Annotated in this window: 17 protein-coding genes and 2 pseudogenes; 10 read left to right on the forward strand and 9 right to left on the reverse strand. The window is 72.0% G+C overall.

The annotated features are described in order from the left end of the window. Positions 1–159: 159 nt before the first annotated feature. Positions 160–1,140 carry a WD40 repeat domain-containing protein gene (locus ACFWU3_RS07575; RefSeq protein WP_384432661.1) on the reverse strand — a complete coding sequence of 327 codons (981 nt, stop codon included), beginning with the start codon at positions 1,138–1,140 and terminating at the stop codon, positions 160–162. 142 nt (positions 1,141–1,282) lie between these two features. Here ACFWU3_RS07575 and ACFWU3_RS07580 point away from each other — a divergent pair, with 142 nt between their 5' ends. Then, positions 1,283–1,966: a GDSL-type esterase/lipase family protein gene (locus ACFWU3_RS07580; protein ID WP_384432664.1), complete on the forward strand. Its 684-nt coding sequence runs from the start codon at positions 1,283–1,285 to the stop codon at positions 1,964–1,966. Positions 1,967–1,996: 30 nt separating this feature from the next. Here ACFWU3_RS07580 and ACFWU3_RS07585 read toward each other — a convergent pair whose 3' ends face one another. Next, positions 1,997–2,464 (reverse strand): hypothetical protein, encoded by a 468-nt coding sequence (locus ACFWU3_RS07585; protein ID WP_313945665.1) that lies wholly within the window; start codon positions 2,462–2,464, stop codon positions 1,997–1,999. Between the two features lie 213 nt (positions 2,465–2,677). Continuing rightward, positions 2,678–3,148: a carboxymuconolactone decarboxylase family protein gene (locus ACFWU3_RS07590; protein ID WP_384433057.1), complete on the reverse strand. Its 471-nt coding sequence runs from the start codon at positions 3,146–3,148 to the stop codon at positions 2,678–2,680. 105 nt (positions 3,149–3,253) lie between these two features. On the opposite strand from ACFWU3_RS07590, the gene ACFWU3_RS07595 reads away from it, so the two are divergent. Both ACFWU3_RS07595 and ACFWU3_RS07600 read left to right on the forward strand, forming a co-directional pair. After that, on the forward strand, positions 3,254–3,766 hold the full coding sequence (locus ACFWU3_RS07595) for a MarR family winged helix-turn-helix transcriptional regulator (RefSeq protein ID WP_313945664.1): 513 nt from the start codon (positions 3,254–3,256) through the stop codon (positions 3,764–3,766). 58 nt (positions 3,767–3,824) lie between these two features. Beyond that, the gene (locus ACFWU3_RS07600) at positions 3,825–4,814 is read left to right on the forward strand and encodes an aldo/keto reductase (RefSeq protein WP_313945663.1); all 990 of its coding nucleotides are present in this window, start codon (positions 3,825–3,827) and stop codon (positions 4,812–4,814) included. Between the two features lie 366 nt (positions 4,815–5,180). On the opposite strand, the pseudogene thpR reads toward ACFWU3_RS07600, so the two are convergent. From thpR to ACFWU3_RS07615, 3 genes and pseudogenes are all read right to left on the reverse strand, one after another. Continuing rightward, positions 5,181–5,741, reverse strand: a pseudogene (gene thpR, locus ACFWU3_RS07605) (RNA 2',3'-cyclic phosphodiesterase); the annotation flags it as partial. A 132-nt stretch (positions 5,742–5,873) separates the two neighbouring features. Further along, positions 5,874–7,190, reverse strand: a complete 1,317-nt coding sequence (locus ACFWU3_RS07610) for an MFS transporter (RefSeq protein WP_384432669.1) — start codon at positions 7,188–7,190, stop codon at positions 5,874–5,876. Between the two features lie 27 nt (positions 7,191–7,217). Continuing rightward, the gene (locus ACFWU3_RS07615; protein ID WP_327682984.1) at positions 7,218–7,658 is read right to left on the reverse strand and encodes a MarR family transcriptional regulator; all 441 of its coding nucleotides are present in this window, start codon (positions 7,656–7,658) and stop codon (positions 7,218–7,220) included. A gap of 195 nt (positions 7,659–7,853) precedes the next feature. Here ACFWU3_RS07615 and ACFWU3_RS07620 point away from each other — a divergent pair, with 195 nt between their 5' ends. Further along, positions 7,854–8,036 (forward strand): ribbon-helix-helix protein, CopG family, encoded by a 183-nt coding sequence (locus ACFWU3_RS07620; RefSeq protein ID WP_313945660.1) that lies wholly within the window; start codon positions 7,854–7,856, stop codon positions 8,034–8,036. 30 nt (positions 8,037–8,066) lie between these two features. Here ACFWU3_RS07620 and ACFWU3_RS07625 read toward each other — a convergent pair whose 3' ends face one another. Beyond that, a complete protein-coding gene (locus ACFWU3_RS07625; protein WP_313945659.1) occupies positions 8,067–9,503 on the reverse strand; it encodes an NCS2 family permease in 1,437 nt (478 codons plus the stop codon). A gap of 200 nt (positions 9,504–9,703) precedes the next feature. Here ACFWU3_RS07625 and ACFWU3_RS07630 point away from each other — a divergent pair. The 5 genes and pseudogenes from ACFWU3_RS07630 to ACFWU3_RS07650 all read left to right on the forward strand — a co-directional run. Further along, positions 9,704–9,967: pseudogene (locus tag ACFWU3_RS07630) on the forward strand (DUF2530 domain-containing protein); the annotation flags it as partial. Between the two features lie 184 nt (positions 9,968–10,151). Then, positions 10,152–12,617, forward strand: a complete 2,466-nt coding sequence (locus ACFWU3_RS07635; protein WP_384432673.1) for an HAD-IC family P-type ATPase — start codon at positions 10,152–10,154, stop codon at positions 12,615–12,617. A 100-nt stretch (positions 12,618–12,717) separates the two neighbouring features. Further along, complete coding sequence (locus ACFWU3_RS07640; protein WP_384432676.1) at positions 12,718–14,178, forward strand: MFS transporter; 1,461 nt, start codon at positions 12,718–12,720, stop codon at positions 14,176–14,178. Between the two features lie 70 nt (positions 14,179–14,248). Continuing rightward, positions 14,249–14,833 carry a hypothetical protein gene (locus ACFWU3_RS07645; protein WP_384432679.1) on the forward strand — a complete coding sequence of 195 codons (585 nt, stop codon included), beginning with the start codon at positions 14,249–14,251 and terminating at the stop codon, positions 14,831–14,833. A 135-nt stretch (positions 14,834–14,968) separates the two neighbouring features. After that, on the forward strand, positions 14,969–17,497 hold the full coding sequence (locus tag ACFWU3_RS07650) for a hypothetical protein (RefSeq protein WP_384432682.1): 2,529 nt from the start codon (positions 14,969–14,971) through the stop codon (positions 17,495–17,497). A gap of 194 nt (positions 17,498–17,691) precedes the next feature. On the opposite strand, the gene ACFWU3_RS07655 is transcribed toward ACFWU3_RS07650, so the two are convergent. Then, positions 17,692–20,838, reverse strand: a complete 3,147-nt coding sequence (locus ACFWU3_RS07655) for a sacsin N-terminal ATP-binding-like domain-containing protein (protein ID WP_384432685.1) — start codon at positions 20,836–20,838, stop codon at positions 17,692–17,694. 308 nt (positions 20,839–21,146) lie between these two features. Further along, complete coding sequence (locus ACFWU3_RS07660) at positions 21,147–22,079, reverse strand: DUF3027 domain-containing protein (RefSeq protein WP_384432688.1); 933 nt, start codon at positions 22,077–22,079, stop codon at positions 21,147–21,149. Positions 22,080–22,381: 302 nt separating this feature from the next. Between ACFWU3_RS07660 and ACFWU3_RS07665 the strand changes: the two genes are divergently transcribed. Then, entirely contained in the window at positions 22,382–23,731 is a 1,350-nt protein-coding gene (locus ACFWU3_RS07665) for an MFS transporter (RefSeq protein WP_384432691.1), read from the forward strand. The last annotated feature ends 331 nt before the right edge of the window (positions 23,732–24,062 follow it).

A 24,062-nucleotide genomic window follows, 5' to 3' on the forward strand; every position in this document is an offset into this window, starting at 1 on the left:
CGTGTCCTCAAGCGCCGGACGGGCTGAACTTGCCCCGCACACCGAGGCGAACCATCCAGCCCCCGCCAGGGCAGCAGGCCGCACAATTCAGCCCCGCCGGCGATTGAGGCGCGGGGCCCGGGGCAGCGCCCCGCAACCCGGCCGCACCTGCCCGCACACTCAGCCGCGCCGCAGCAGCCGCTTCAGGCCCAGAACCAGCGCCGTCGCCGCCGCCAGACCGATCACCGCGTAGGTGAAACTGTTCTGATCGTCGTCGGCACCCTCGCCCCCGCCGCCCGACGCACCGTCCTTCCCCGACGGCGACGTCCCGCCCGACGCCTCGTCCTTGTCGAGCGGCACCCGCTCCACCTCGCTCTGCTCCCCCTCCGTGCCGAACATCAGCGCCGTGCCGTCCGTCGTGTACGTGACCGACTCCGCCTGGCCCTGGATCGGCGCCTTCACCCGGTGGTCCGCGCCGAGGCGGCCGTTCTTCCACTCGTAGCCGCGAGCACTGAAGTACGAACGCAGCACCAGCTCCTTCCCGTCCGGCGAGAACGCGCCGTCGGTCACCCACGGCACCTCCCCGACCCGGCGGAAGGTGTTCGTACCGGACCGGGTGAGTGCGGCCGGGCCCTCGTAGAGGCCGCCGCCGTCCTCGTTCTTCGACGCGATGTAGACCCGCCCGGTCTTCGGATGGACCATCATCGCCTCGGCGTTACGGGCTCCGTCGGCGTACGTGACCGTGTACTGCGTGGCGTTCACGGTCATGTCCTTGAGCGTCTTCGGCTCGGGGAACGTGTAGATCCACACGTGGTCCCAGCTGCCGTTGAGGTTGTCGCCGATGTCGCCGACGTAGACCTTGCCGTCGGGGCCGACCGAGATAGCCTCCATGTCCCGCGGGGTGCCGACCCCGCGCAGGGTGATCGTCGCGACCGTCTTCCCCGTCCGGGAGTCGACGGCGAACACCCGCGGCTCGTCCTGGTCGTTGTGCGTCCAGTACACCCCCGGGTGCGCCCGGCTGGCGGCGAGACCGCTGGACTCCGTGACCCGCGGGTCCGTGATCGTGAAGCCGGGGTCCTCCGAGGCTGCGGAGGCGGCCGGCACGGCGGCGAGCAGGACGAACGCGGCGGCAGCGGCGGTGACGTACGGGAGCGAACGCATGCCCCAAGCCTGCCATCCCGCCCGGGTTCCGGCCCGCGGCCCCGGACCGGCCTCCGGCACCCGCGCCCGCACGGGCACCCGCACCGCCTCGTGGCCGGTCTCACATCGCGGACCGGCCGTCCCGTCCGCCATGATGTGCCCCATGCGTTTCATGTTCGTCGGCGACTCCATGACCATCGGACGCGCCGGCGACTACACCTGGCGCTACCGGATGTGGCAGCACCTCGGCGCATCCTTCGGCGGCCCGTACGAGATCGTCGGCCCGCGCACCTGGCTGTACGACACCGAGGTGGACGCCCCGCGCTCGCACGCCTACGCGGCCCCGTTCCCCGCGGACGCCCGGCGCCATCTCGCGGGCTGGGGCGAGGGCTGGCTGCACATGGCGCCGGTGATCCGCGAGACGGTGACCGACCAGCGCCCCGACGTCCTGCTGGTCTCGCTCGGCCTGATAGACCTCGGCTTCTACACGGACAGCGGCCAAACCGCCCTGAACGTCCGCCGGTTCATCGCCGAGTCCCGTGCGGCCAACCCGCACGTCCGGATGGTGCTGCTCCCCGTCATACCGAACGTGCGCGCCCGTGCGGACGCGCCGTTCGCGGCGGAGTGCGACCGCTTCAACGAACTGCTCGCCAAAGCGGTCGCCGACCTGGACACCGCGGCGTCCCCGATCCTCCTGGCGTCCCGTCCCGAGCGGTACGACCTCGACACGGACACCTACGACGGCACCCACCCGAGCGCGTCGGGCGAGCACAAGCTCGCGGCGGCGTACGCGCAGGCGATGCACCAGGCGTGGGGGCTGGGCGCCCGCTACGAGGCCGCGGCCTGATCCTGCCGCGTACCGCCCCGGCCGAAGCCGTCAGAAGACGAACGGCCCGGGGTTCTGCGGGGAGGTCGCCGTGCAGGTGGCGGTGATCCCGAACACCACCACGGTCAGGGACGTGGCTTCGAGGCTGTCGCCCACCGCCACGGTGCCGTCCAGCGGACCGGTGGAGACGGCGCCGCCCGCCGGGATCGCGGGGTTGGCGTTGCCGGTGAACGTCGTGGTGTCCGTGCCGTTCTTCGCCAGCGTGAGCGTGGACTTCACCGAGTTCGCCGAGATGGGCAGGGGCGAGGTGATGGCGTCCGTGGCCAGGCTGATGGTCGCGGCCGTGCCGTCCTGCGTGGCCGTGAGGTTCGCCGTACCCGAGCCGAACGAACCGCAGTCGAAGGACAGTGTCGCCTTCTCCGGCGTCACCGCCTGGGCCGCGGGCGCCATCGCGAGCGTGCCGGCGGCCAGCAGGCCGACGCCGAGGAACGTGCCGATGCCGAATGTGCCGTGCTTCATGGGAGGTCCCGCCTTCGTGTGTGGGGGTCACGGGCCGACGCCGGCGGCTGCCATCGGGCGTGCGCACGAGATCCTGGGGCGTGGGGAGCCCGGGGAGCCGGATCACCTGCGAGCACGGTGCGGCTGATGGGTCGTCAGCGACGCTCCTCATTGCCGCACGGGCCTCCGGGGAAAACAAGGAGAGCCACCGAATGTTGACATGTAACGGCCAAATCAGGCTGTCGGCTCCAGCGGGGCGCGCGTCAGGCGGTTGGCGAAGGTGGAAAGCGTGTAAGTACCGATCCCCATGACCACCTCCAGCGCGTTCTGCGGAGTGAAGCCCTGGCCGAAAAACGCCGCCAGGGACTCGTCCCCGGCCGCCCCGGACGCGGCGATCACGTCGAGCGTGAACCGCCGTACGGCTTCGAGGCGTTCGTCGTCGAGCGGGCGCTGCGCGACGAGCGCCGCCACGGTTTCCTCATCCGCCCCCAGCGCCCGGAGTTTGCCGGTGTGCATCACGACGCAGACATGGCACTCGTTGCGCGCCGCGACCGTCATGATGACGACCTCGCGCGCCACCGGATCCAGCGTCGTGCGCTCGAAGAGGGCGCTGAGCTGAAGGAATCCGTCCAGCGTGTGCGGCGAGGCGGCGAGTCGGGCGACCGCGGGCGGCAGATGCCCCAGATTGCGCCGGACCGCCTCCATCGAACGACGGGACGCGGGCGGTGCGGACTCCGGGCTGTGGTCGGGAAAAGCGCGATCGGCGACGGCGTGATCGGAAAGCACGGTGACCCCTCTAAGATGGACAACATGGTTGACGATAAAAAGGTAAACCAGGTTGTCGATAACGGCAAGGGGGTTCCCGGCAGGGGCTACGAGCTCCCCCTGCTCCTCTTCGCCGGATTCCGCTCTCTCATCGACCGGCTCCACGTCGAGCTGGCCCGCCAGGGCCACCCCGACGTCCGCCCCGCACACGGCTTCGCGATGCAGGCGATCGGCATCGACGGCGCGACCGCGAGCGAGGTCGGCCGCCGCCTCGGCGTCTCCAAGCAGGCCGCCGGCAAGACCGTCGACCGGCTCGTGGCACTGGGCTACGCGGTGCGCGCCGACGACCCGGCCGACGCCCGCCGCAAGCTCGTCCGGCTCACCCCGCACGGCCTGGACGCGCTGTCCCGCTCGGCCGCGATCTTCGACGAACTGCGCGCCGACTGGGCACGGAAGCTCGGTGCGGACCGGGTCGGCGACATCGAGCAGGCACTGCGCTCCGTCGTCCCCGCCGACGCCTTCCGCCTCGACGCGGCGGGCTGGTTCAGCGGGGCTTGAGCGTGCCGCGAGGCCGGCCCTTGCTTCGAGCGCGCTCCAAGGAGTTGGCTTGGGGCCCATGGAGTACACGCAGCTCGGACGCACGGGACTCAAAGTCAGCCGACTCGTCCTCGGGACGATGAACTTCGGGCCTCTCACCGACGAGGCCGACAGCCACACGATCATGGACGCCGCACTCGGCGCGGGCATCAACTTCTTCGACACGGCCAACGTCTACGGCTGGGGCGAGAACAAGGGCCGCACCGAGGAGATCGTCGGCAGCTGGTTCGCCAAGGGCGGCGACCGCCGCGACAAGGTGGTCCTCGCCACCAAGGTCTACGGGAACATGGGCGCCGACGGCGAGGCCTGGCCCAACCACGACAAGCTCTCCGCGCTCAACATCCGGCGCGCCGTCGACGCCAGCCTCAAGCGGCTGAAGACGGACTACATCGATCTCTACCAGTTCCACCACATCGACCGCAGCACCCCGGTCGAGGAGATCTGGCAGGCCATCGACACACTCGTCCAGCAGGGCAAGATCCTGTACGTGGGGTCGTCCAACTTCCCGGGCTGGAAGATCGCCCAGGCCAATGAGGCGGCCGCGCGCCGGGGTTCGTACGGGCTGGTCAGCGAGCAGTGCCTCTACAACCTCGCCGAACGCCGCGCCGAGATGGAGGTGATCCCGGCCGCGCAGGAGTACGGCCTGGGCGTCATCCCCTGGTCGCCGCTGCACGGCGGACTGCTCGGCGGGGTGCTCAAGAAGGAGGCCCAGGGCGGACGCCGCGCGACCGGCCGTGCCGCCGACACCCTGGCCGACGCCGACTCCCGTGCGCAGATCCAGGCGTACGAGGACCTGCTCGACAAGCACGGTCTGGAGCCGGGTGAGGCCGCGCTGGCCTGGCTGCTCTCCCGTCCGGGCGTCACGGGACCGATCGTCGGTCCGCGTACGGCGGACCAGCTGGAGTCCGCGCTGCGCGCCGTCGAGCTCGAACTGAGCGACGAGGTGCTGGCGGGTCTCGACGAGATCTTCCCGGGGCCGGGGCCCTCTCCGGAGGCCTTCGCCTGGTAGGTCACCGGCAGTGACCGGCGGACGGCCGTGGGCCGGCCGGCAGCGGACGGTTACCGGACGCCGCTACCGGCCGGCCACGGCCGCCACGGCGATGATGCCGAACATCAGCACAAGGACGCCGGCCATGATCTGGTTTCTGGTCTTGGTCTTCACGCAACGAGGTTAACGCGGCTGTTCGAGCGGCCCCGAACCCGGCTCCGGTTCCGAACCCGGCTCCGGTTCCGAACCCGGCTCCGTACTCGCGCCCGCCTCCGTACCCGCGCCCGGTTCGGTGCCGGGGACCGTCGGGGCGCCCGGCCCCGGATCGGTGGCCGGCCCCGGTTCCATGGCCGCCTCCGCGCCCGGTTCCGGCAGAGCGCCCGCGTCCTTGCCGAGCGGCCAGCTGCCCACCGTCTCGTACCGCGGCTCCTCGCCCTTCACCCCGCTCACCGGCAGGTTGCTGCGGACGAGACGGAGTTCGGACACCTCCCAGGGGGTGCTGTCGAAGTCGGCCAGCGCGTCGACGAACGGGATCAGCGACATGTCCACGCGGCTGCGGGCGACGGTGAGGTGGGCCGTGTAGCGACGGTGTTCCTCCATGCCGATCCCGGACCTGCGGGCAGCCGCGTCCGCGCGCTCGGCGAGCAGGCGCATCTCGGCCAGCCCGCCGGAGGCCCCGGCCCACAGCGCACGCTTGCCGAAGTGCCCGCCGCCGTGGATGCGCAGCGGGAAGGGGTCGGTACGGCGTGCGGCCCGGCCGAGCCGTTCGTGCAGTTCGGGCAGGATCTTCTCGTCGACCTCGCCCATGAAGGCGAGGGTGAAGTGCCAGCCCGCCCGGCCGGTCCAGCGCAGGCCGTCCGCACCGGGCAGGGTTCTCAACCGGTCCACGGCGAGGCCGAGTTCGTCGACGGCCTGGCCGGGCGGCAGTACGGCGGCAAAGAGTCTCATGATCCGAGTCTGGCCCAGCCGGCCCGGTTCACACAGGTGCCGGGAGCCCTTCCCTGCACCGTCCCACGGGGCGCCGGACCCCCGTCCCACAGCGTGGCCGGCTCCGGTCCCACCCCTCGGCCGGCCCTCGTCTCACGCGGCGGTCGCGAGCCTCTCCCGGGGCACGAACTCCAGGTGCTTGTGGCCCGGCCGGAGGTCGACCTTCAGCCGCAGCCCGCCGGCGCGGGCGAGCATCACACCGATGCCGAGCGCCGCCAGCAGAGAGATGACACCGCCCGCCGCGAAGCCGATCCGCGGTCCGTAGGTGTCGGTGATCCAGCCGAAGACAGGCGCGCCCAGGGGCGTACCGCCGACGAAGACCATCATGAACAGGCTCATCACGCGCCCGCGCATCGCCGGTTCCGTCGCCATCTGGACGCTGGAGTTGGCGGTGACGTTGACGGTGAGACCGGCCATCCCGATCGGCACCATCATCAGCGCGAAGATCCAGAACCCCGGTGCGAACGCCGCGACGGTCTCCAGCAGTCCGAACATCACCGCGGCTCCGACCAGGAACCGCAGCCGTGAGGTCCCGCGGCGCGCCGCGAGCAGGGCGCCCGCCAGCGATCCGGCCGCCATCAGCGTGTTCAGCAGCCCGTAGGTGCCCGCGCCCGAGTGGTACACGTCGTCGACGAAGGCCGACAGCCAGATCGGGAAGGTGAAGCCGAAGGTGCCGATGAACCCGACCAGGACGATCGGCCAGATCAGTTCGGGGTGCGTCGAGACGTATCGCAGGCCCTCGCGCAGCTGCCCCTTGCCCCGGGGCGCGCGTTCCACCTTGTGCAGCTCGCTGTTGCGCATCAGCAGCAGGCCGGCGATGGGGGCGAGGAAGGACAGTCCGTTGAAGAGGAACGCGTAGCCGCTCCCGACGGCCGTGATGAGGACACCGGCCACGGCGGGGCCGACGAGCCGCGCGGACTGGAAGTTGGCGGAGTTGAGGCTGACCGCGTTGCCGAGCTGGTCGGGGCCGACCATCTCCGAGACGAAGGACTGACGTGCCGGGTTGTCGACGACGGTGACCATGCCGAGCAGGAAGGCCGTGAGGTAGACGTGCCAGACCTCGACGTGTCCGCTGAGGGTGAGGACGGCGAGCGCGGCGCCCGTCGCGCCCATGGCCGACTGGGTGGCCAGCAGCAGACCGCGCTTGGGCAGCCGGTCGGCGAGCACCCCGCCGTACAGGCCGAACAGCAGCATCGGCAGGAACTGCAGCGCGATGGTGATGCCGACGGCGGACGCGGATCCGGTGAGCGTCAGGACCAGCCAGTCCTGGGCGATGCGCTGCATCCAGGTGCCCGTGTTGGACACCACCTGGCCGATGGCGAAGAGCCGGTAGTTACGGATCTTCAGTGAGCTGAACATGGTCGTAGGGGAGGGTGCGGGTGCGGAGTCTGCTCCGGGTCCCGTACTCAACAGCGTCGCCTCCTCGGGCGTCGGGTGTTACGCCAGGTGCGCGAGCTTCTCCAGTACGGGAGCGGCCGCGCGCAGCTTGGCCCATTCCTCATCGTCGAGCCCCTCGGCAAGGGCGGCCAGCCAGGCGTTCCGCTTGCGGCGGCTCTCCTCGAGCATGGCCTCGGCCTGCTCCGTCTGGCTGACGACCTTCTGCCGGCGGTCGTCGGGGTGCGGTTCGAGCCGGACGAGCCCCTTGGCTTCCAGGAGCGCCACGATCCGGGTCATGGACGGCGGCTGTACGTACTCCTTGCGGGCCAGCTCACCGGGGGTGGCCGAGCCGCAGCGCGCCAGGGTGCCGAGCACCGACATCTCGGTGGGGCTCAGCGATTCGTCGACGCGCTGGTGCTTCAGGCGCCGGCCCAGCCGCATGACGGCCGAGCGCAGGGAGTTCACGGCGGCGGCATCGTCGCCGTAGGACAGGTCCGACATGTTCGTTAGCGTAACTCATTACCCATGCTAAATACCAGCCGGGGGCGGGGGCCCGACAGGGGCGCGAAGACGGCACGGGAGGCGCACCCCGGGGGCGGTCCGGCGGCGCCCGGGAAAGGGCCGGGTCACCCATATGAGTGAGACGCATCCGGAAAGTGACGCACCGGCCACGGCGCTGCGGCAACCCTGGCTGGCATGGGATCGACTGTGCTCAGCCTGCGGATAGACGGTGAGCTGCTCGACCGGCTCAGGCACCACGCCGCCATACGCGGAATGAGCGTCCAGGACTACGTGGTCCGGACGCTCATTCGCGACGACTTCGACGAACGCTTCAAGGCGGCCGTCGACGAGACGGAGAAGTTCTACGGCCTGACGTGAGCCGTGGGCGTCACGTCGGTCCGAGGGGGATCAGGCGAGGCCGAGTGCCGGCATCGCGTAGTAGAAGACGAACACCGCGGAGACGACGTACATCGCGACGGGCACCTCACGGCCCCGCCCGACGGCCAGCCTCAGCACGCTGAACGCGATGAAGCCGATGCCGATGCCGTTGGTGATCGAGTAGGTGAAGGGCATCATCACCATCGCCAGGAACGCCGGGACCGCGAGCGTGTAGTCGCTCCAGTCGATGTCCCGGATCGAACCGGCGAGGATCAGGAAGCCGACCGCCAGCAGCGCGGGCGTCGCCGCCTGCGAGGGGACCATGGTCGCGAGCGGTGTGAGGAACAGCGCCACCGAGAACAGCGCGCCGGTCACCACCGAGGCGAGCCCGGTCCGGGCGCCCTCGCCGACGCCCGCCGTGGACTCCACGAAGCAGGTCGTCGCCGACGACGAGGTCGCGCCGCCCGAGGCGACCGCGAGACCGTCCACCAGCAGGACCCGGTTGATCCCGGGGAAGTTGCCGTCCTCGTCCATCAGCTTCGCCTCGTCGCCGACACCGAGGATGGTGCCCATGGCGTCGAAGAAGCAGGACAGCAGCACGGTGAAGACGAACAGCACGCCGGTCAGATAACCGACCTTCTCGAAGCCGCCGAACAGGCTCACCTCGCCGACCAGCCCGAAGTCGGGGGTCGCGACCGGGCTGCCCGGCCACTCGGGCGTGGTCAGACCCCAGCTCGGGACGTCCGCCACCGCGTGGATGCCCATGGCGACGAGCGTCATCACGACGATGGAGATGAGGATCGCGCCCGGTACCTTGCGGATGATCAGGGCGAGGGTGAGCAGGGCGCCCACGGCGAAGACGAACACCGGCCAGCCGTTGAGGTGGCCGTCGAGGCCCAGCTGGAGCGGCACGGTGGTCTTGGCGACGTCCGGGATACGGGAGACGAAGCCCGAGTCGACGAGCCCGATCAGCATGATGAACAGGCCGATACCGATCGCGATGCCCTTGCGGAGGCTGCGCGGCACGGCGTTCATCACCCGCTCCCGCAGCCCGGTGGCGACCAGCAGCATCACGACGATGCCGGCGAGGACGACCATGCCCATCGCGTCCGGCCACGACATCCGGGGAGCGAGCTGGAGCGCGACGACGGTGTTCACGCCGAGACCGGCGGCCAGGGCGATCGGGACATTGCCGATGACGCCCATCAGCAGCGTGGAGAAGGCCGCGGTCAGCACGGTGGCGGTGACCAGCTGGCCGCTGTCGAGCTGATGCCCGTACATGTCCTTCGCGCTGCCGAGGATGATCGGGTTCAGCACGATGATGTAGGCCATCGCGAAGAAGGTGGCGAAGCCGCCACGGACCTCGCGGGCCACGGTGGAACCGCGCTGCGAGATGCTGAAGAAGCGGTCCAGGGGGCCGGACGGCGTCTGCGGGGGGTCGACCTTGGCGGGGGCCGAGCTGGTCATGCGGTCCTCATTGCGGTGACTGAACTCGGCGGTTCAGCGGTGCTGAACTTGGCGGTTCATACGAATAAAACCGGTCAGGGGCAAACCGTTTCAGTATGAACATATGAGGCCGTGATCGCCATCTCCGCGCGTAGACAGCGTGTGAGCAGCGGAGGCGACCGGGCGGGAGAGGCGCAGAGGAGCAGCACTAAGCTGGCCGCATGGCGAAGTGGACCCCACGGCACGAGGCACCTGAGCCCCTTGAGGGGCCGATCGTCGGCACCATCGTCGGCGGCACCATCCTGTGGTTCGTCCTCTTCCTGGTGCAGATCCCCTTCTACAACTGGTTCGACGAACGCGACCTGATGTGGTGGGTGTGGACCTGCCTGGCCGGCGCGGGCCTCGGCCTGATCGGCATCTGGTACGTACGGGGCCGGGACGTCGCGATCAAGCGGGCGAAGGCGGCGGAGACCGCGACGGCCCCGGCCATGGCCGCCGAAGACCCGCCGGCGCCGGGGGCGCACGGGGACGAATCCGCCGATCCCGGGAGCGAGCCGGGGTCCGACTCGGACGAACCCGTAGTTCCCCGGGACGATTCCTCTCCTCCCCCGGTCTGATCCCGGGCGACTCGGCGGGTGAACGGCACCGTCCGGTCGTACCGTCGAGACCATGACGCAGCGGTCGAGGATCGAGACCAACGGCCCCGAGCCGGACGGCCCCCACATCGACGCGGGCGCCGAACTGGACCCCGTGCACCCGATGAAGCCGCCGAAGTCGCTGACCGCGACGCGGCCGCCGGCCACCGGGCTCACGGCGGCCGAGGTCGCCGAAGCCATCGCGCGGGGCGAGGTCAACGACGTCCCCGTCCGCTCCTCCCGGTCCACCGCCGACATCGTCCGTGCCAACGTCTTCACCCGCTTCAACGCGATCATCGGCGTGCTGTGGGTGATCATGCTCTTCGTCGCGCCGATCCAGGACAGCCTCTTCGGCTTCGTGATCATCGCCAACACCGGCATCGGGATCATCCAGGAACTGCGCGCCAAGAAGACCCTCGACGGTCTCGCGGTCATCGGTGAGGCCAAACCGTCCGTACGGCGCGACGGCGCGTCCGCGGAGATCTCCACCTCCGAGATCGTCCTCGGCGATCTCGTCGAACTCGGCCCCGGCGACAAGGTCGTGGTCGACGGCGAGGTGGCCGAGGCGGAGAGCCTGGAGATCGACGAGTCGCTGCTGACGGGTGAGGCCGATCCGGTCCTCAAACGGCCGGGCGACCAGGTCATGTCGGGCAGCTTCGTGGTGGCGGGCGGCGGGGCGTTCACGGCGACGAAGGTGGGACGCGAGGCGTACGCGGCCCAGCTCGCCGAGGAGGCGTCCCGCTTCACGCTCGTCCACTCCGAGCTGCGCAGCGGCATCAGCACGATCCTCAAGTACGTGACCTGGATGATGATCCCGACCGCGACCGGGCTCATCATCAGCCAACTGGTGGTCAAGGACAACAACTTCAAGGACTCGGTCGCCAGGACCGTCGGCGGCATCGTGCCGATGATCCCCGAGGGTCTGGTGCTGCTGACCTCGGTCGCCTTCGCGATCGGCGTCATCCGGCTCGGCCGCAAGCAGTGCCTCGTCCAGGAGCTCCCCGCGATCGAGGGCCTGGCGCGGGTGGACGTCGTCTGTCTCGACAAGACGGGCACGCTGACCGAGGGCGGCATGGACGTCACCGAGCTGCGGCCGCTGGACGGCGCGGACGAGTCCTATGTGCACAAGGTGCTGGGCGCGATGGGCGAGTCCGACCCTCGGCCGAACGCCTCGCTCCAGGCGATCATCAACGCCTACCCGGACAGCGAGGACTGGCGGTGCACGCAGTCGCTGCCGTTCTCGTCGGCGCGCAAGTACAGCGGTGCCGCGTTCAGCGAGGGCAACGGCAACAGCTCCACCTGGCTGCTGGGCGCGCCCGACGTCCTGCTGCCCGCGGGCGACAGGACACTCGCCGAGATCGAGCAGCTCAACGAACAGGGTCTGCGGGTGCTGCTGCTCGCGCGGGCCGCCGGCGAGCTGGACGCGCCTGCCGTCGCGTCCGGGGCGACCCCCACCGCGCTCGTGGTCCTCGAACAAAGGCTGCGGCCCGACGCCTCGGACACCCTGCGCTACTTCGCCGACCAGGACGTCGCCGCGAAGGTCATCTCCGGCGACAACGCGGTCTCCGTGGGCGCGGTGGCCGGAAAGCTCGGTCTGCCGGGCGCGGAGAACACGGTCGACGCCCGCCGGCTCCCCTCCGAGCGGACCGAGATGGCCGCCGAGCTCGACTCCCACGCGGTCTTCGGCCGGGTGAGCCCGCAGCAGAAGCGGGACATGGTGGGCGCGCTCCAGTCCAACGGCCACACGGTGGCCATGACCGGTGACGGCGTCAACGACGTCCTCGCCCTCAAGGACGCGGACATCGGCGTCTCCATGGGCTCCGGCTCCGAGGCGACCAAGGCCGTCGCGCAGATCGTGCTGCTGAACAACAGCTTCGCGACCCTCCCGTCCGTGGTGGCGGAGGGACGGCGGGTGATCGGCAACATCACCCGCGTCGCCACGCTCTTCCTGACCAAGACCGTGTACTCGGTGCTGCTGGCGATCCTGGTGGTCTGCTGGCAGGTGGAGTACCCCTTCCTGCCCCGGCATCTGACACTGCTGTCGACGCTGACGATCGGTGTGCCGGCGTTCTTCCTGGCGCTCGCGCCGAACAAGGAGCGCGCGAAGCCGCACTTCGTACGCCGGGTGATGCGGTACGCGATCCCCTCGGGCACGATCGCGGCGGTCACGACCTTCTGCACCTACCTGCTGGCCCGCTCCCACTACAGCGGCCCCGGCTCCCTCGAAGCGGAGACGAGCGCGGCGACGCTCACGCTGTTCCTGGTCTCGATGTGGGTCCTCGCGATCATCGCCCGCCCCTACACGTGGTGGCGCGTCGCGCTGGTGGCGACGATGGGCGGATGCTTCCTGATCGTGCTGGTCGTGCCCTGGCTCCAGCACTTCTTCGCGCTGAAGCTGGTCGGTATGACGATGCCGTGGGCCGCGGCGGCGATCGCCGCGGTGGGAGCGGTGCTGCTGGAGCTGGCCTGGAGGTTCGTGGGCAGGAAGTACCCGGCGTAGGCGGCCCGGGGCGGGGCGGGTGTCGGGCTGCGGACCTGCGGGGACGGCCCGAGAATGGACGGCGAGGGACACGGCCAGGCCCGCCTGAAGGGACGTGCCCATGCGCGCAGAGTCGTCGTCCGCGCAGAAGGGCGCCTTCGTCGCCTGCGCTGTCGCCCTGTTCTGCATCCAGGTCGACTTCTTCGCCCTGAACCTGGCCATCCCCGGGATATCGGCCGAGCTGGGCGTCACCGCCTCGGCCGCCCAGTGGACACTGTCCGCGTACATGCTCGCCGTGGGCTGCTTCTTCATCGTGGGCGGCAGGGTGGGCGACGTCTTCGGCCGCCGTGGCACCCTGCTCGCCGGCATCGCGCTGTTCGCCGCGGGGTCCGTGGCCTGTGCGCTCGCCCCCGGGCTGCCGCTGCTGGTGGCCGCCCGTGTCGTCCAGGGCATCGGCGCCGGATTCGTCTTCCCGGTGTCCGTCGCGGTCATCAGCAACGCCTTCCCCGGCGAGAACCAGGGCCGTGCGCTGGGCGCCGCGTTCGGTATCGCCAACATCGGCACCGCTCTCGGGCCGTTCGTCGGCGGCGGGTTCACCGAAGGCCCGGGGTGGCGCTGGATCTTCTGGCTGCTCGCCCCGCTCAGCGCGCTGGCGCTGCTCGTCGCGCTCCGCTCCGTCCCCGACTCCCGTGACCCCTCGGCGCCCCGCCAGCTCGATCTGACCGGCTGCTTCACGATCGTGTGCGCTCTGGCCGCCGTCACGTTGGCCGTGGAACGCGGCAGCGCGTGGGGCTGGGACAGTGTGCGCACCCTCGCGCTCTTCGGTGTGGCGGCGGTGGCGTTCGGACTCTTCCTGCTGCGCGAACGCCGGGCCCGGCACCCCCTGGTCGATCTGCGTCTGTTCCGCAACACCTCCTTCGACCTGGTGACGGGCATGGGCTCGGTCGCCAACATGGGCTACGGCGTCACCGTCTTCGTGGCCACGCTCTACCTCCAGGGCGTACGCGGTCTGTCCCCGCTGATGGCGGGCATCGTCTTCCTGGCCCCCGCGCTGCTCGTGGCATGCGCCGGGCCTCTGGGAGCCCGGCTGGGGACGCGTATGCGGCCCACCGCGGTGATGGCACTCGCCGGGCTGATCGCCGGCACGGGGATGATCGCGCTGAGCCAGGTGACGGCCTGGTGGCTCTACATCCCCGTCTTCGCCTGGTGCGGGCTCGGCCTCGGACTGGGCTGGACCTTCGCCAGCGTCGCGACCCAGCAGGTCGTACCGCCGGCCAGGGCGGGCGAGGCGTCGGGGGTGGTGCTGACGTTCCTGGTCACCCTGGGCGCGATCGCCCTCGCGGGCGCGGCGACCACGATCACGGCGATGACTCCGGAGAGTCCCGCGGAGGACGCGTACGACACGATTCTGCGCTTCGGCGGAGCGGTGATCCTGCTGGCGTCGGCCGTCGTCATGGTGGTGCGCCACCGGCTCGTGGTCCACGGCAAGGTGCCACCGCTGTCCCTGCACGCGCCGTGGCCGCCGCCGGAGTCGGCCTCGGACTCGGACTCGGACGAGAGCAGGGGGCCGCGGCGGGGGTGAGGTGTACGGGGGTGGCGACTGAGTACGCGTACTCAGGACCAACACCCGTACCGCAGCGCACAATCGCCGCATGCATCGTCTGACGCCCGTCGCCGCCGGTCTCCTGCTCGCGCTCGCCGTACCGGTGCTGGCGGGGTGCGGCACCGAGAAGGCCGCCGAACAGGCCGCCGAACGGGCCGCCGCCTCGGCGTCCGCCTCCTACGAGGCCGCGCGGAAGACCGCGAAGGCCGAGCACGACCGCCGCTTCGAGGACGTGGCGGCCATCTGCTCCGACCGTGGGCCGAGCGCGTCCCCCGAAGCCACCGCGTCCCGGTCGATGGACCCGGAGGCGCAGAAGTACGCCGAGAACCACGCGTTCAAGCGGAAGGCACCGCTGTCGGGCGACGCCGCCTGCCGTGGGGAGGCGCACGCGAAGCGCGTCGCGCACGGGCTGGAGGGTGTCCGGGACGAGCCCGCCCTGCGTGCCGCACTGGGACGGCTCGGCTACGGCAGCGCGGACCTGGAGGTGTACGGGACGGGCGGCTCACTCGGCTTCACCTTCCTTGTGCCGGACACCGGGCCCTGCATCACGGGTCTGCTCGGCACGCCCCCCGAAGTGGAGTCGCACGGCTTCTACATGGAGGGCGGCTGCAGGGAGCCCAAGGGCGGTCACTGACGTCCGGCCGCGCAATGCGGGGGGCATATTCAATCGTTCAACCAACAGCATTACGCTGTGCCCACCACAGCGCTCGCTGTGACGCCTGAGGCGTGGGAGACGCCCGGGCGACAAGGGGTGGGGAGAACCGCATTGATGCTGCGGCATGCCGGAAAACGTCGAAGAACCGCGTACGGCGCACTGATCGGGACGCTCGCCGCGAGCGCCGTCGTCCTCGCGCCCGGATGGGGGCAGGCCGCCGGGGGGCCGTCTCCCTCCACGGCAGATCCCGTACCGGCCGCCGGGGCGACACTCGCCACCGGTGAGCGGCTGGAAGTCGTCCCGCGCCGTGGGAAGTCGGCGCCCGACTTCCGCGTCGTGCCGAAGAACCTGGGCGAACAGCCGGGCCGGTACGCCTACAGCGTCACGGACGGAAAGCTTCAGGTGCAGCCCGTCGGACTGCGGAAGCCGGCCAGGTCCACCACGGTCGGCATCGGATCACCGACGCGGTCCGCTCCCGCTCCGCGCGCCGCGTACTCCGTGAAGATCCAGCTCGCCGGCACCGATCACTTCGGGCCCATCATCCAGGTGTGGAACCGCAAGACCTGGGTCTACCACGAGGTCGACGAGGAGCAGTTCGGCAGCTCCGGCAAGGTCTCGCTGCCGCCCGGCGACTACATCACCGTCGGGATGTACAGCAACTGGCAGCAGCCCGACCACCTCCTCACCAAGACGTTCACGGTGAAGGACCGCGGCCTGACGGTGACGTTCGACCCTGCTCTCGCCAAGGAGACGGCCATCACGGCGGACGACCCGTCCGCGCGCCGCGCCTCCGCGGCCGTGTCGCTCCGTATGCCGAACGGGGACGTCGTCGGTTTCCTCGGCGGCTGGGGCAACAAGGTCTACGCGACGCCCTTCTCACTGGCCGGTGCCTCGCTGCGCGTCCACGAGGTGCTGGTCAAGGACGGGTCGGCGGCCAACACGCCCAGCCCGTACCGCTACGACCTCTACCGCAACTTCCCCGGCGGGGTGCCCGCCTCGCCGCGGGCCCAGGTGCGCACGGCCGACCTGGCACGGACGGTCACCACCCTGCGCGCGGCGGGAGACGACACCACGGGCTGGTTCTCGTCGTACCCCTCCGTCACCGACTCGTCCGGCGTCTACCTCCCGACCCCGGTCCGGTTCCCCTCCACGGTCACGGAGTACGCCACGCCCGGCCAGGCCTTCGGCCGCATGCTGTCCTACGACGGCGGCCCCACGGTCACCGCCGAGCCCCGCACCCTCCCCCAGGGCGCAGGCCCGGCCGAGACGTTCGGTGCCGCGCCCTTCGCGCTGCGCTCCTTCCCGCCGTCCGGCGCCGTCCAGCGGGGCACCAAGCTCGAGGTGTACGAGCCGTGGGCGTTCACCGACGCGCTCGGCCACGCGGGCAGCGACTACGACTCCGTCCAGGACTTCCTGCTCACCTCGCGCGGTACGAAGCTCGCCGAGACGAAGGGCCTCGAAACGCCCAAGGTGTGGTCCGCCGCGGTCCCGAGGGCGCAGGCGCCCTATGAACTGACCCAGACGGTGCGGCACACGGGGCGGCCCACGCGGCTCTCCACCCGGCAGACGACCGAGTGGGCCTTCGTCTCCGACGGCTACTCCGGCTCCGCCACCGACCTGCCGCTCGCGGACGTCGACGTCCGTGTCGACGGACTCGACGCGCGCAACGCGGCAGGCGCCTCCCCCGTCACCGTGGAGGCGCTCGCCACCTCCCGCAGGCAGGGGGCGACCGCGAGCGTCACCGGCCTGGAGTACTCCGCCGACGACGGCGCGACGTGGGACGCTCTGCCCGTCGCGGACACGGGCGGCCGTGCCACGGCCGAACTCTCCGTCCCGCAGAACGCGCGGTACGTCTCGCTGCGCGTGAGCGGCAAGGACTCGGAGGGATCGACCGTCCGCAGAACGGTGATCCGGGCGTTCGTCGGCCCGGCGCCGGCGGCCGACGAGACCGTGGGCTCCATCAAGGTCACGAACGTCGTCGTCAACAACGGCAGGGTGATCGCGCCGGTCATGTACGACGACCCCAACAGGGAGCCGTACACGGTCCGGTACACCGTCACCGACCCGGCGGGCGTGGCGGACACGGGCGTCGTCCTGCACCGGAGCGACCCGGGCCGGCCGGACGCCGTGATCCGTACCTGGACCCCGGAGTGCACCCCGGTGGACGCCACCACGTCCACGTGCGAGGCGCCCTTCCCGCTCAACGCCCGCGGCCGGCTCGGCCGGAACGATCTCGCCGGTGAGTGGAAGACGGCCGTATGGGCCCGCTCCCTCGACGGCCGGAGCTTCACCGACCGGAGCGATCTCGCAACAGCCCAGATCCTGCGCGAGACCCGGGTGACGATCACCGCTCCGACGGTCCCGGTGACCAAGGGCAAGGCGTTCGCCGTCTCCGGCATCGCCGGGATAGCGGACTGGTCGACCGGCCGCTGGAACGCCCTGCCGGGCAAGGCGGTCCAGCTGGAGTTCCGCCGTCCGGGCACCACGGCCTACACCGTCGCCGCCAAGGTGACCGCGGACGCGACCGGCACGGTCAAGGCCGCGCCGAAGGCCGCGTACGACGCCAACTGGCGGTGGCTGCTGCCGCGTACGCCCGGTGTCGGGGCCGCCGCGTCACCGGTGGTCTTCGTGGACGTCCGCTAGTGCCGTGACCGGCAAGGGTCGTCCGTCGTCGAGTGAGGGTCCCCCCACGCCCGCGGGGCGTGGGGGGTAGGGCAGGCGCGACAGGGCGGAGCTCGCCGGGAGCGGCACCAGGGACACGGACGCGAACGTCACACGCGAGAAGGGGGCGCCCGGACAGGGCGCCCCCTTCCTGCGTCTCCGCGCCGGCCGGCGTGTCAGTCGAACCAGCGGTTCCGGGCCAGTTCGTCCGTACGCGACGGGTCCTCCAGCAGGGCCGCCACCTCGAAGCGGCGCGGCCACTGGGCAGCCGCCCACGCGAGGCCCGCCGCCACGCCCTCCACCGTGGACGCGTGGATCACCCCGTCCGGGGTGCGGCGCCATTCCAGTTCGGTGCCGCCCGCGATCAGTTCGTCGTGCTCGACGTACGTGGCCGGGGTGCCCGCGCCCAGCAGGACGTGCACCGACTCCGGGACCTCGTACTCCTCGCCCTCGGTCGTGACCTCCGCCGCCACCGTCTCGCTCAGCCGGCTCACCTGGAACAGCTCCGCCAGATCCGCCGCCCGGGACGGGGCCACCGGCAGCAGCGGGATGCCGGCGGTGAGCGGGAGGAGGTCGGGGGCGTCGGCCACGACCGCGTCGGACGCGTCGACCACCCGGACCTCCCCGTCGACCACCGCGCGAAGCTCGTCCGGCAGGGTCACCTGCTCCGGGTCGAGCTCCGCCAGCGCCGTGTAGAGCGCGTGCAGTTGGGCCGGCCGTACCGGCAGGCCGGGGTCCGCGAGGCGGCCGAGCAGCTCGGCCGCGCCGCCCGGCTCGTCGAGCAGGGACGCCACCGACGTCCGTACGCCCAGCGCCCGCAGCACCTGCGCGTCGTCGAAGCCGGTCGCGTCGACGGCCTCGTACAGCCCTTCGAGCAGCGGATCGCCGCCCGCCGCCCGCAGCCCGGCGGGCCGCCTGCCGTCGAGGACGGGGTGGTCCCGCAGCCACCAGGCGGTGTACGGCCGCACGGTCTCCGTCGTGCCGTCCGGCAGCAGGACCCGTACGGCCTGGGTGAGCGCGTCCCGCAGCGGGGGCTGCGCCAGCAGCGCCAGCGCCTGCGGCCAGCGGTCGTCGTCCACCAGGTCCAGATCGCGCACCGCGACGATCTCCGTGGCGACCGGGGGCACGGGTGTGTCCGGCAGCCGGTCGAGCACGTCCTCGCACCAGACGTCGACCGCGTCCAGCAGTCCCGCGTCGTCGGGTTCGGCGAAGTCCCCGTCCCGGGGCTCCAGTTCGTCGGGGTCGAGGACGACGTCCGTGGCCCGCACGAGCGCGAAGTTCGCCAGCACACCGCAGGCGGCGAGCGGCTGCTCGCCCCACCGTTCGGCCAGCTCCGCATCGCACAGCGCCAGCTCGTCGTCGCGCATCACGGCCGCGAACGGGCTGCCCGGCAGCACCAGTTCACCCGCCGGGGCGAGCTCCCCGTCCTCGTCGGGCAGCGCGAGGGCGCCCAGCCAGGGCTCGTCGCCGGGTTCGAGACCGGCGTCCCGCACGAGCGCGAGCACGGTCTGCACGACCTCGTCGGCGTCGAGCGCGTCCTCGTCCCACATCTCACCGGCGTCCATCGACCCGGCGACCGCGGCCCGTACCTGCGGTGTCGTGAGCACCGCGCGCGGCGTCGCCGGCAGCGCCCCCAGCTTCTCCAGCAGCGGGTGCGCCGCGTCGGGGTGGACGACCTTCAGGCCGAGCCGGGCCAGCTCCTGCGGGGTGTCGGCGAGGGGGAGCAGCGTCTGCCGCGGCCCGATCGTGGTCCGGGAGTCGGCCAGCGGGACGGGCAGGCCCGTCAGCCGGTCGGGGTCGACACCGGCGAGGCTGTCGTAGAGCCGCCGCCACCAGTCCGGTTCGCGCTCCAGCCCCGCGAGCCGGTCGATCGCCTCGGTCAGCGGGACCCGGGCGACGCCGAGCGTCCGCAGCTCCACCCGGCGCTCCAGCCCCGCCGGCAGCAGACTCGGCAGCACCTCGGCGAGCACCTGCACGGTCTCCGCGCCGGCGCCCTCCAGGACCTCCGCCTCGATCGGCCGCAGCCCGGCCGAGGACTCGCCCACGGGCAGTCCGGTGTCCTGTCCGGACCACTCCCCGGCGACGTCGCGCGGGGCCGCGGCCTCCAGGAACGCCGTACGCGGGAGCAGCCGCAGGATCGCCGCCCGCAGCGCGCCGTCCAGTTCGCCCTTGCCCAGCGGGCCCGGCACCAGGTCGATGGTGCCGACGGTGACGGGCCGCCAGTCGCCGAGCAGTTCGGCGTAGGCCCGTGCGGCGCGCTCCACGAGGAAGTCGGTGAGCGGCCCGGGCGCGGGATGGCGGCGGGTGGTGTCCAGCGGAAGCGTGGCGATCAGCAGTGCGGGGACGCCGAGGGGTTCGTCGGTGGGGGTGGGCGCATGCACCACGGGTGCGGTGCGCGGCCTGGCCGGCGCGCCCTCGTCGTCCACGGGCACGGCCCAGGTGACGGCCCAGTGGGGCCGCAGGCGCTCCTCGACGGGCCGGTCCGCCAGCAGGGCCGGCGCGAGGTCGCCGCCGTGGCTGACGACGCGCCAGCGCCGCTCGCCGTGGGCGCTGTCCTGGACGTGGACGTAGGGGCCCTGGACGGTGCGCCGCAACTCTCTTACGCCGTCCGGGGTTTCGATCACGATCTCGGTGAGCCCGGGGAGGGTGAGGAGCAGCGCGTCGTCGACCCCGGTGAGCAGCCGCTCCACGAGGTCGGCCGCCGCACCGTCGCGCAGCGGCAGGACGACGACGGTGTCGTACCCCTCGGGGGCGGTGCCCTCGGCGGGAAGCGGCAGCCGCAGCAGCGGCACGTGCCCGTCGCGGCGGCGCAGTTCGTCGCCGAGGCCGGGGCTCGCCTGGGCGGCTTCCTCGGCCAGGCCGCGCGCTTCGGCGAGGGACCAGCGGACGCCGCCGTGGCGGCCGATGACCGCGGGTTCGTCGCTCACGGCGAGCACGGCCGCGAATCCGACGCCGAACCGGCCGACGGCGCTCTCGCCGCTGTCGCGCTTGGCGGAGGCACGCAGGGTGCTCAGCGATTCGACGCCGGTGGCGTCCAGGGCCGCGCCGGTGTTGGCGGCGGCGAGGACCGGCGGGGCGTCCCCGGTGCCGGGATGCAGGGTCAGCCGCAGCCGGCCGGCGGTCCCGGCGCGGGCGGCGGCGTCGGCGGCGTTCTGGGCCAGCTCCACGACGAGGCGGTCACGGTAGCCGCCGAGGACGAGGTCCTCCTCGGCGTTCGCGTCCTCCCGGAAGCGAGCGGGGCTCGCACCCCAGGCGTCGAGCACGCCGCGCCGCAGCCGCGCCGTCCCGAACGGGTCGGCCCACTCGGTCGTCCTGACGCTCACGCTGTGACTCCGCTCTTCCGCTGATGCCGCCGGTGCCCGTTTCTGTTCGGTACTGCCGGTGCTGCCCGGGCTCGTGCCGGCGGTGATGCCTGTGCGGCCGAAGGTACCGCGTACCGAGCACGGGGCGTCCAGAGGGCGGAAGGACCTGTGTCCACCGATTTGTCCCCGAACGGGGGGGCACGTCGAGGGCGGGCACGACGGAGAGCCGGACGGGTGGATCACCACCCGCCCGATCCGTACGGCAGGGCGTCACGCACGGCGGAGGCCGTCCGCCCGGGAGGAGCGAACCGGGCGGGACGCCGCGACCCCTACGAGTGGCCGAGGTCGTCCGAGTCCGCGTCCGGCTCCGAGGACACCGAGCCCCCGTCGCGGGCGGGACGCAGCGGGAACGCGTCCGCGCCCATCGAGTCGAGCACATGCGGTGCGGGCGTCGGCGTCTTCGGCATCACGGCGGCCTCGGAGTGGCCACCGCAGCCGTACGCGAAGGACACGACATGCCCGTCGGCGGGCGAGAACTCGTTCGCGCAGAGGCCGAAGGCCTGCCCCAGCGAGCCGCCGATCGGCACGAGGAACCCGCACGAGACACAGGGAGCGGGGGCTGCCTGCGCCATCGGGGTGTTCGGTCCGAAGGACTCCTCCCAGCGGGCAGCCGCGGCGCGCAGGCCGTACCGGGACAGCACCCGCGCCCGGCGCAGACCCAGCTCCTCGGCGATCGAGGTGATCGCGCCCCGCCCGTTGCCCCCGGTGCCCGCGGGCCTGCGGTCGGTGAGCTCGGCGTCCTCGTCCTCGACGCGTTCGGCCAGGTCGTGCAGCGTCTCGGCGACGGCCGAGTTCGGCGGCGGCGCGTCCTCGCCGGTCCAGCCGGGTTCGAGGCGCAGGTCCTCCGCCTCGGTGGGCAGCAGATCGCCCGGGCCCATGTCACCCGGCCGCAGCCGCTCGCTCCAGGGCACCCACTCGGGGGCCAGCAACGCGTCGGGTCCCGGCAACAGGACGACCTCGTCGAGCGTCACGATCTTCGCCCGGGAGGCCCGGGCGACCGTGACGGCCCAGCGCCAGCCGCGGTAGCCGGGTTCCTTGCTCTCGAAGAAGTGCGTGACGACGCGGTCTCCCTCGGACACGAGGGACACATGCTCGCCGACCACTCCTGGGGCAGCGGCCTCCTCGGCCGCCTCCCGGGCAAGGTCTACCGCCTCGGCGCACAGACGGTCGGGGGTTCGGCTTCGCGTCGTCGCAGCACTCACAGGTCTCGCTTCTCTCCTACGCCGTCTCACGGGTGCGCCGGCCGATTCGTGAGGGACGGGCCGCAGGCGGAGCGGACCAGAGGGCCGCATCGACGTCCGCGCCCAGACCAACCTGTCTCGGGCACACCTACCGTCATCCATTCTGCGGGATGCCGAAGAGGCGCGCGGCCGAGAACAACCGCCGGTGGCGCGCTACGCACGCTACCCCCTCCGCAGCCCCCCGCCCACCTGCCCGCCCCAACAAGGGTCCAACTACGACGCATCTCGGTTCGTCATGGCGGGGCTTGGGGCACTATGACGTGGTGGCAACCGTGAGGTCGTCGGAGCGAGCCGGGCCGGTCGGGAGGGCGGGCCGGGCGGTCGGACGCGCCCTGCACCTGCCGTTCACCGGCACCGCCCGCGGTATCCGGAAAGCGACACACGCGCACGGCGCGGGCGAGTCGGGTCTCGGAAAACTGATCGAGCTGCACGCGGTCAACGGCGCGGGCGATGTCATGATCACCGTCGCCCTGGCGACGACGGTCTTCTTCTCCGTGCCGACGGACGAGGCGCGCGGCCGGGTGGCGCTGTATCTGGCCATCACCATGGCGCCCTTCACCCTGCTCGCCCCGGTCATCGGCCCGCTGCTGGACCGCATCCCGCACGGCCGACGGGCGGCGATGGCGGGCGCCATGCTCACCCGGGCGGTGCTCGCGGTGACGCTGTCCGGCGCGGTGGCGACGGGCGGCCTGGAGCTGTATCCGGCGGCGCTCGGGGTGCTGGTCGCGTCCAAGGCGTACGGAGTGGTGCGCAGCGCGGTCGTGCCACGTCTGCTGCCACCGGGGTTCTCGCTGGTCAAGGCGAACTCCCGGGTCACCCTCGCCGGGCTGCTGGCCACCGGGATCGCGGCACCGATCGGGGTCGGGCTGCAGAAGATCGGGCCCGAGTGGCCGCTGTACGGGGCGTGCGCGCTGTTCCTGCTCGGCGCGTACTGGGCCTTCACCATGCCGCCGAAGGTGGACTCGGCGAAGGGCGAGGCCAAGGCGCACATGCTCACGCACGGGGAGAAGAAGCCGAGCCTGCGCACGGTCGGCCCCTCGGTGCTCCACGGTCTCCAGGCGAACGCGGCGTTCCGTGCCCTGTCCGGGTTCCTGATCTTCTTCCTGGCCTTCCTGCTGCGCGAGCATCCGCTGGCCGGGCAGAGCGCGGCCGTGTCGCTCGGGATCGTCGGCGTCGCCGCGGGCGTCGGCAACGCCCTCGGCACGACGGTCGGCGCGTGGCTGAAGTCACGCGGCCCCGAGGTGATCATCGCGACGATGCTGGCGGTGGTGCTGGCGGCCGCGATCACCACGGCGGTGTTCTTCGGCGCGGGCATGGTGGCGGTTCTGGGCGCGTCGGCGGGTCTGTGCCAGGCGCTGGCGAAGCTGTCCCTGGACGCGCTGATCCAGCGCGATGTGCCCGAGCAGGTCCGTACGTCGGCGTTCGCCCGCTCGGAGACGCTGCTCCAGATGGCGTGGGTGGTGGGCGGAGCGATCGGTATCGCGCTGCCGCTGAACGGCACGCTGGGCATGTCGGTGGCGGCGGGCATCGTGGCGGTGGGCGCGGCGCTGTCGGTACGGGGCCTGCTGACGGCGGCGCACCGGGGCGGCCACCCGCGGCCGAAGGTGGCGTGAGGTCGCCTGAGGTCGCGCATCGGGCCCGTCCGTCTCAGGGCCCGCACGTCCGGCCCGTCCGGCGATTGAGGACACGGCCGAAGGACGTGCCCCCACCGGCGGCGTCGGTGCTTGCGGGGCTCCGCCCCGAACCCCGCGCCTCAAACGCCGGCGAGGCTGGAATCCCGGACCCACACTCCCGGCCCCGCCGATGAGCGGTGCAGTCGGCCCGTACGGCACAGGGCCCGTGAGTCCAGCCCGTCCGTCTCAGGGCCCGCACGTCCGGCCCGTCCGGCGATTGAGGACACGGCCGAAGGACGTGCCCCCACCGGCGGCGCGGGTGCCTGCGGGG

Origin of the sequence: Streptomyces sp. NPDC058685, from assembly GCF_042714725.1 — a bacterium.
GTDB lineage: Bacteria > Actinomycetota > Actinomycetes > Streptomycetales > Streptomycetaceae > Streptomyces.

Bases quoted from the DNA above. Each gene is read 5' to 3' on its own strand.
- ACFWU3_RS07575 (WP_384432661.1), bottom strand. From the start codon at position 1,140: ATGCGTTCGCTCCCGTACGTCACCGCCGCTGCCGCCGCGTTCGTCCTG.
- ACFWU3_RS07580 (WP_384432664.1), top strand. From the start codon at position 1,283: ATGCGTTTCATGTTCGTCGGCGACTCCATGACCATCGGACGCGCCGGC.
- ACFWU3_RS07585 (WP_313945665.1), bottom strand. From the start codon at position 2,464: ATGAAGCACGGCACATTCGGCATCGGCACGTTCCTCGGCGTCGGCCTG.
- ACFWU3_RS07590 (WP_384433057.1), bottom strand. From the start codon at position 3,148: ATGGAGGCGGTCCGGCGCAATCTGGGGCATCTGCCGCCCGCGGTCGCC.
- ACFWU3_RS07595 (WP_313945664.1), top strand. From the start codon at position 3,254: ATGGTTGACGATAAAAAGGTAAACCAGGTTGTCGATAACGGCAAGGGG.
- ACFWU3_RS07600 (WP_313945663.1), top strand. From the start codon at position 3,825: ATGGAGTACACGCAGCTCGGACGCACGGGACTCAAAGTCAGCCGACTC.
- ACFWU3_RS07615 (WP_327682984.1), bottom strand. From the start codon at position 7,658: ATGTCGGACCTGTCCTACGGCGACGATGCCGCCGCCGTGAACTCCCTG.
- ACFWU3_RS07620 (WP_313945660.1), top strand. From the start codon at position 7,854: ATGGGATCGACTGTGCTCAGCCTGCGGATAGACGGTGAGCTGCTCGAC.
- ACFWU3_RS07625 (WP_313945659.1), bottom strand. From the start codon at position 9,503: ATGACCAGCTCGGCCCCCGCCAAGGTCGACCCCCCGCAGACGCCGTCC.
- ACFWU3_RS07635 (WP_384432673.1), top strand. From the start codon at position 10,152: ATGACGCAGCGGTCGAGGATCGAGACCAACGGCCCCGAGCCGGACGGC.
- ACFWU3_RS07640 (WP_384432676.1), top strand. From the start codon at position 12,718: ATGCGCGCAGAGTCGTCGTCCGCGCAGAAGGGCGCCTTCGTCGCCTGC.
- ACFWU3_RS07645 (WP_384432679.1), top strand. From the start codon at position 14,249: ATGCATCGTCTGACGCCCGTCGCCGCCGGTCTCCTGCTCGCGCTCGCC.
- ACFWU3_RS07650 (WP_384432682.1), top strand. From the start codon at position 14,969: ATGCTGCGGCATGCCGGAAAACGTCGAAGAACCGCGTACGGCGCACTG.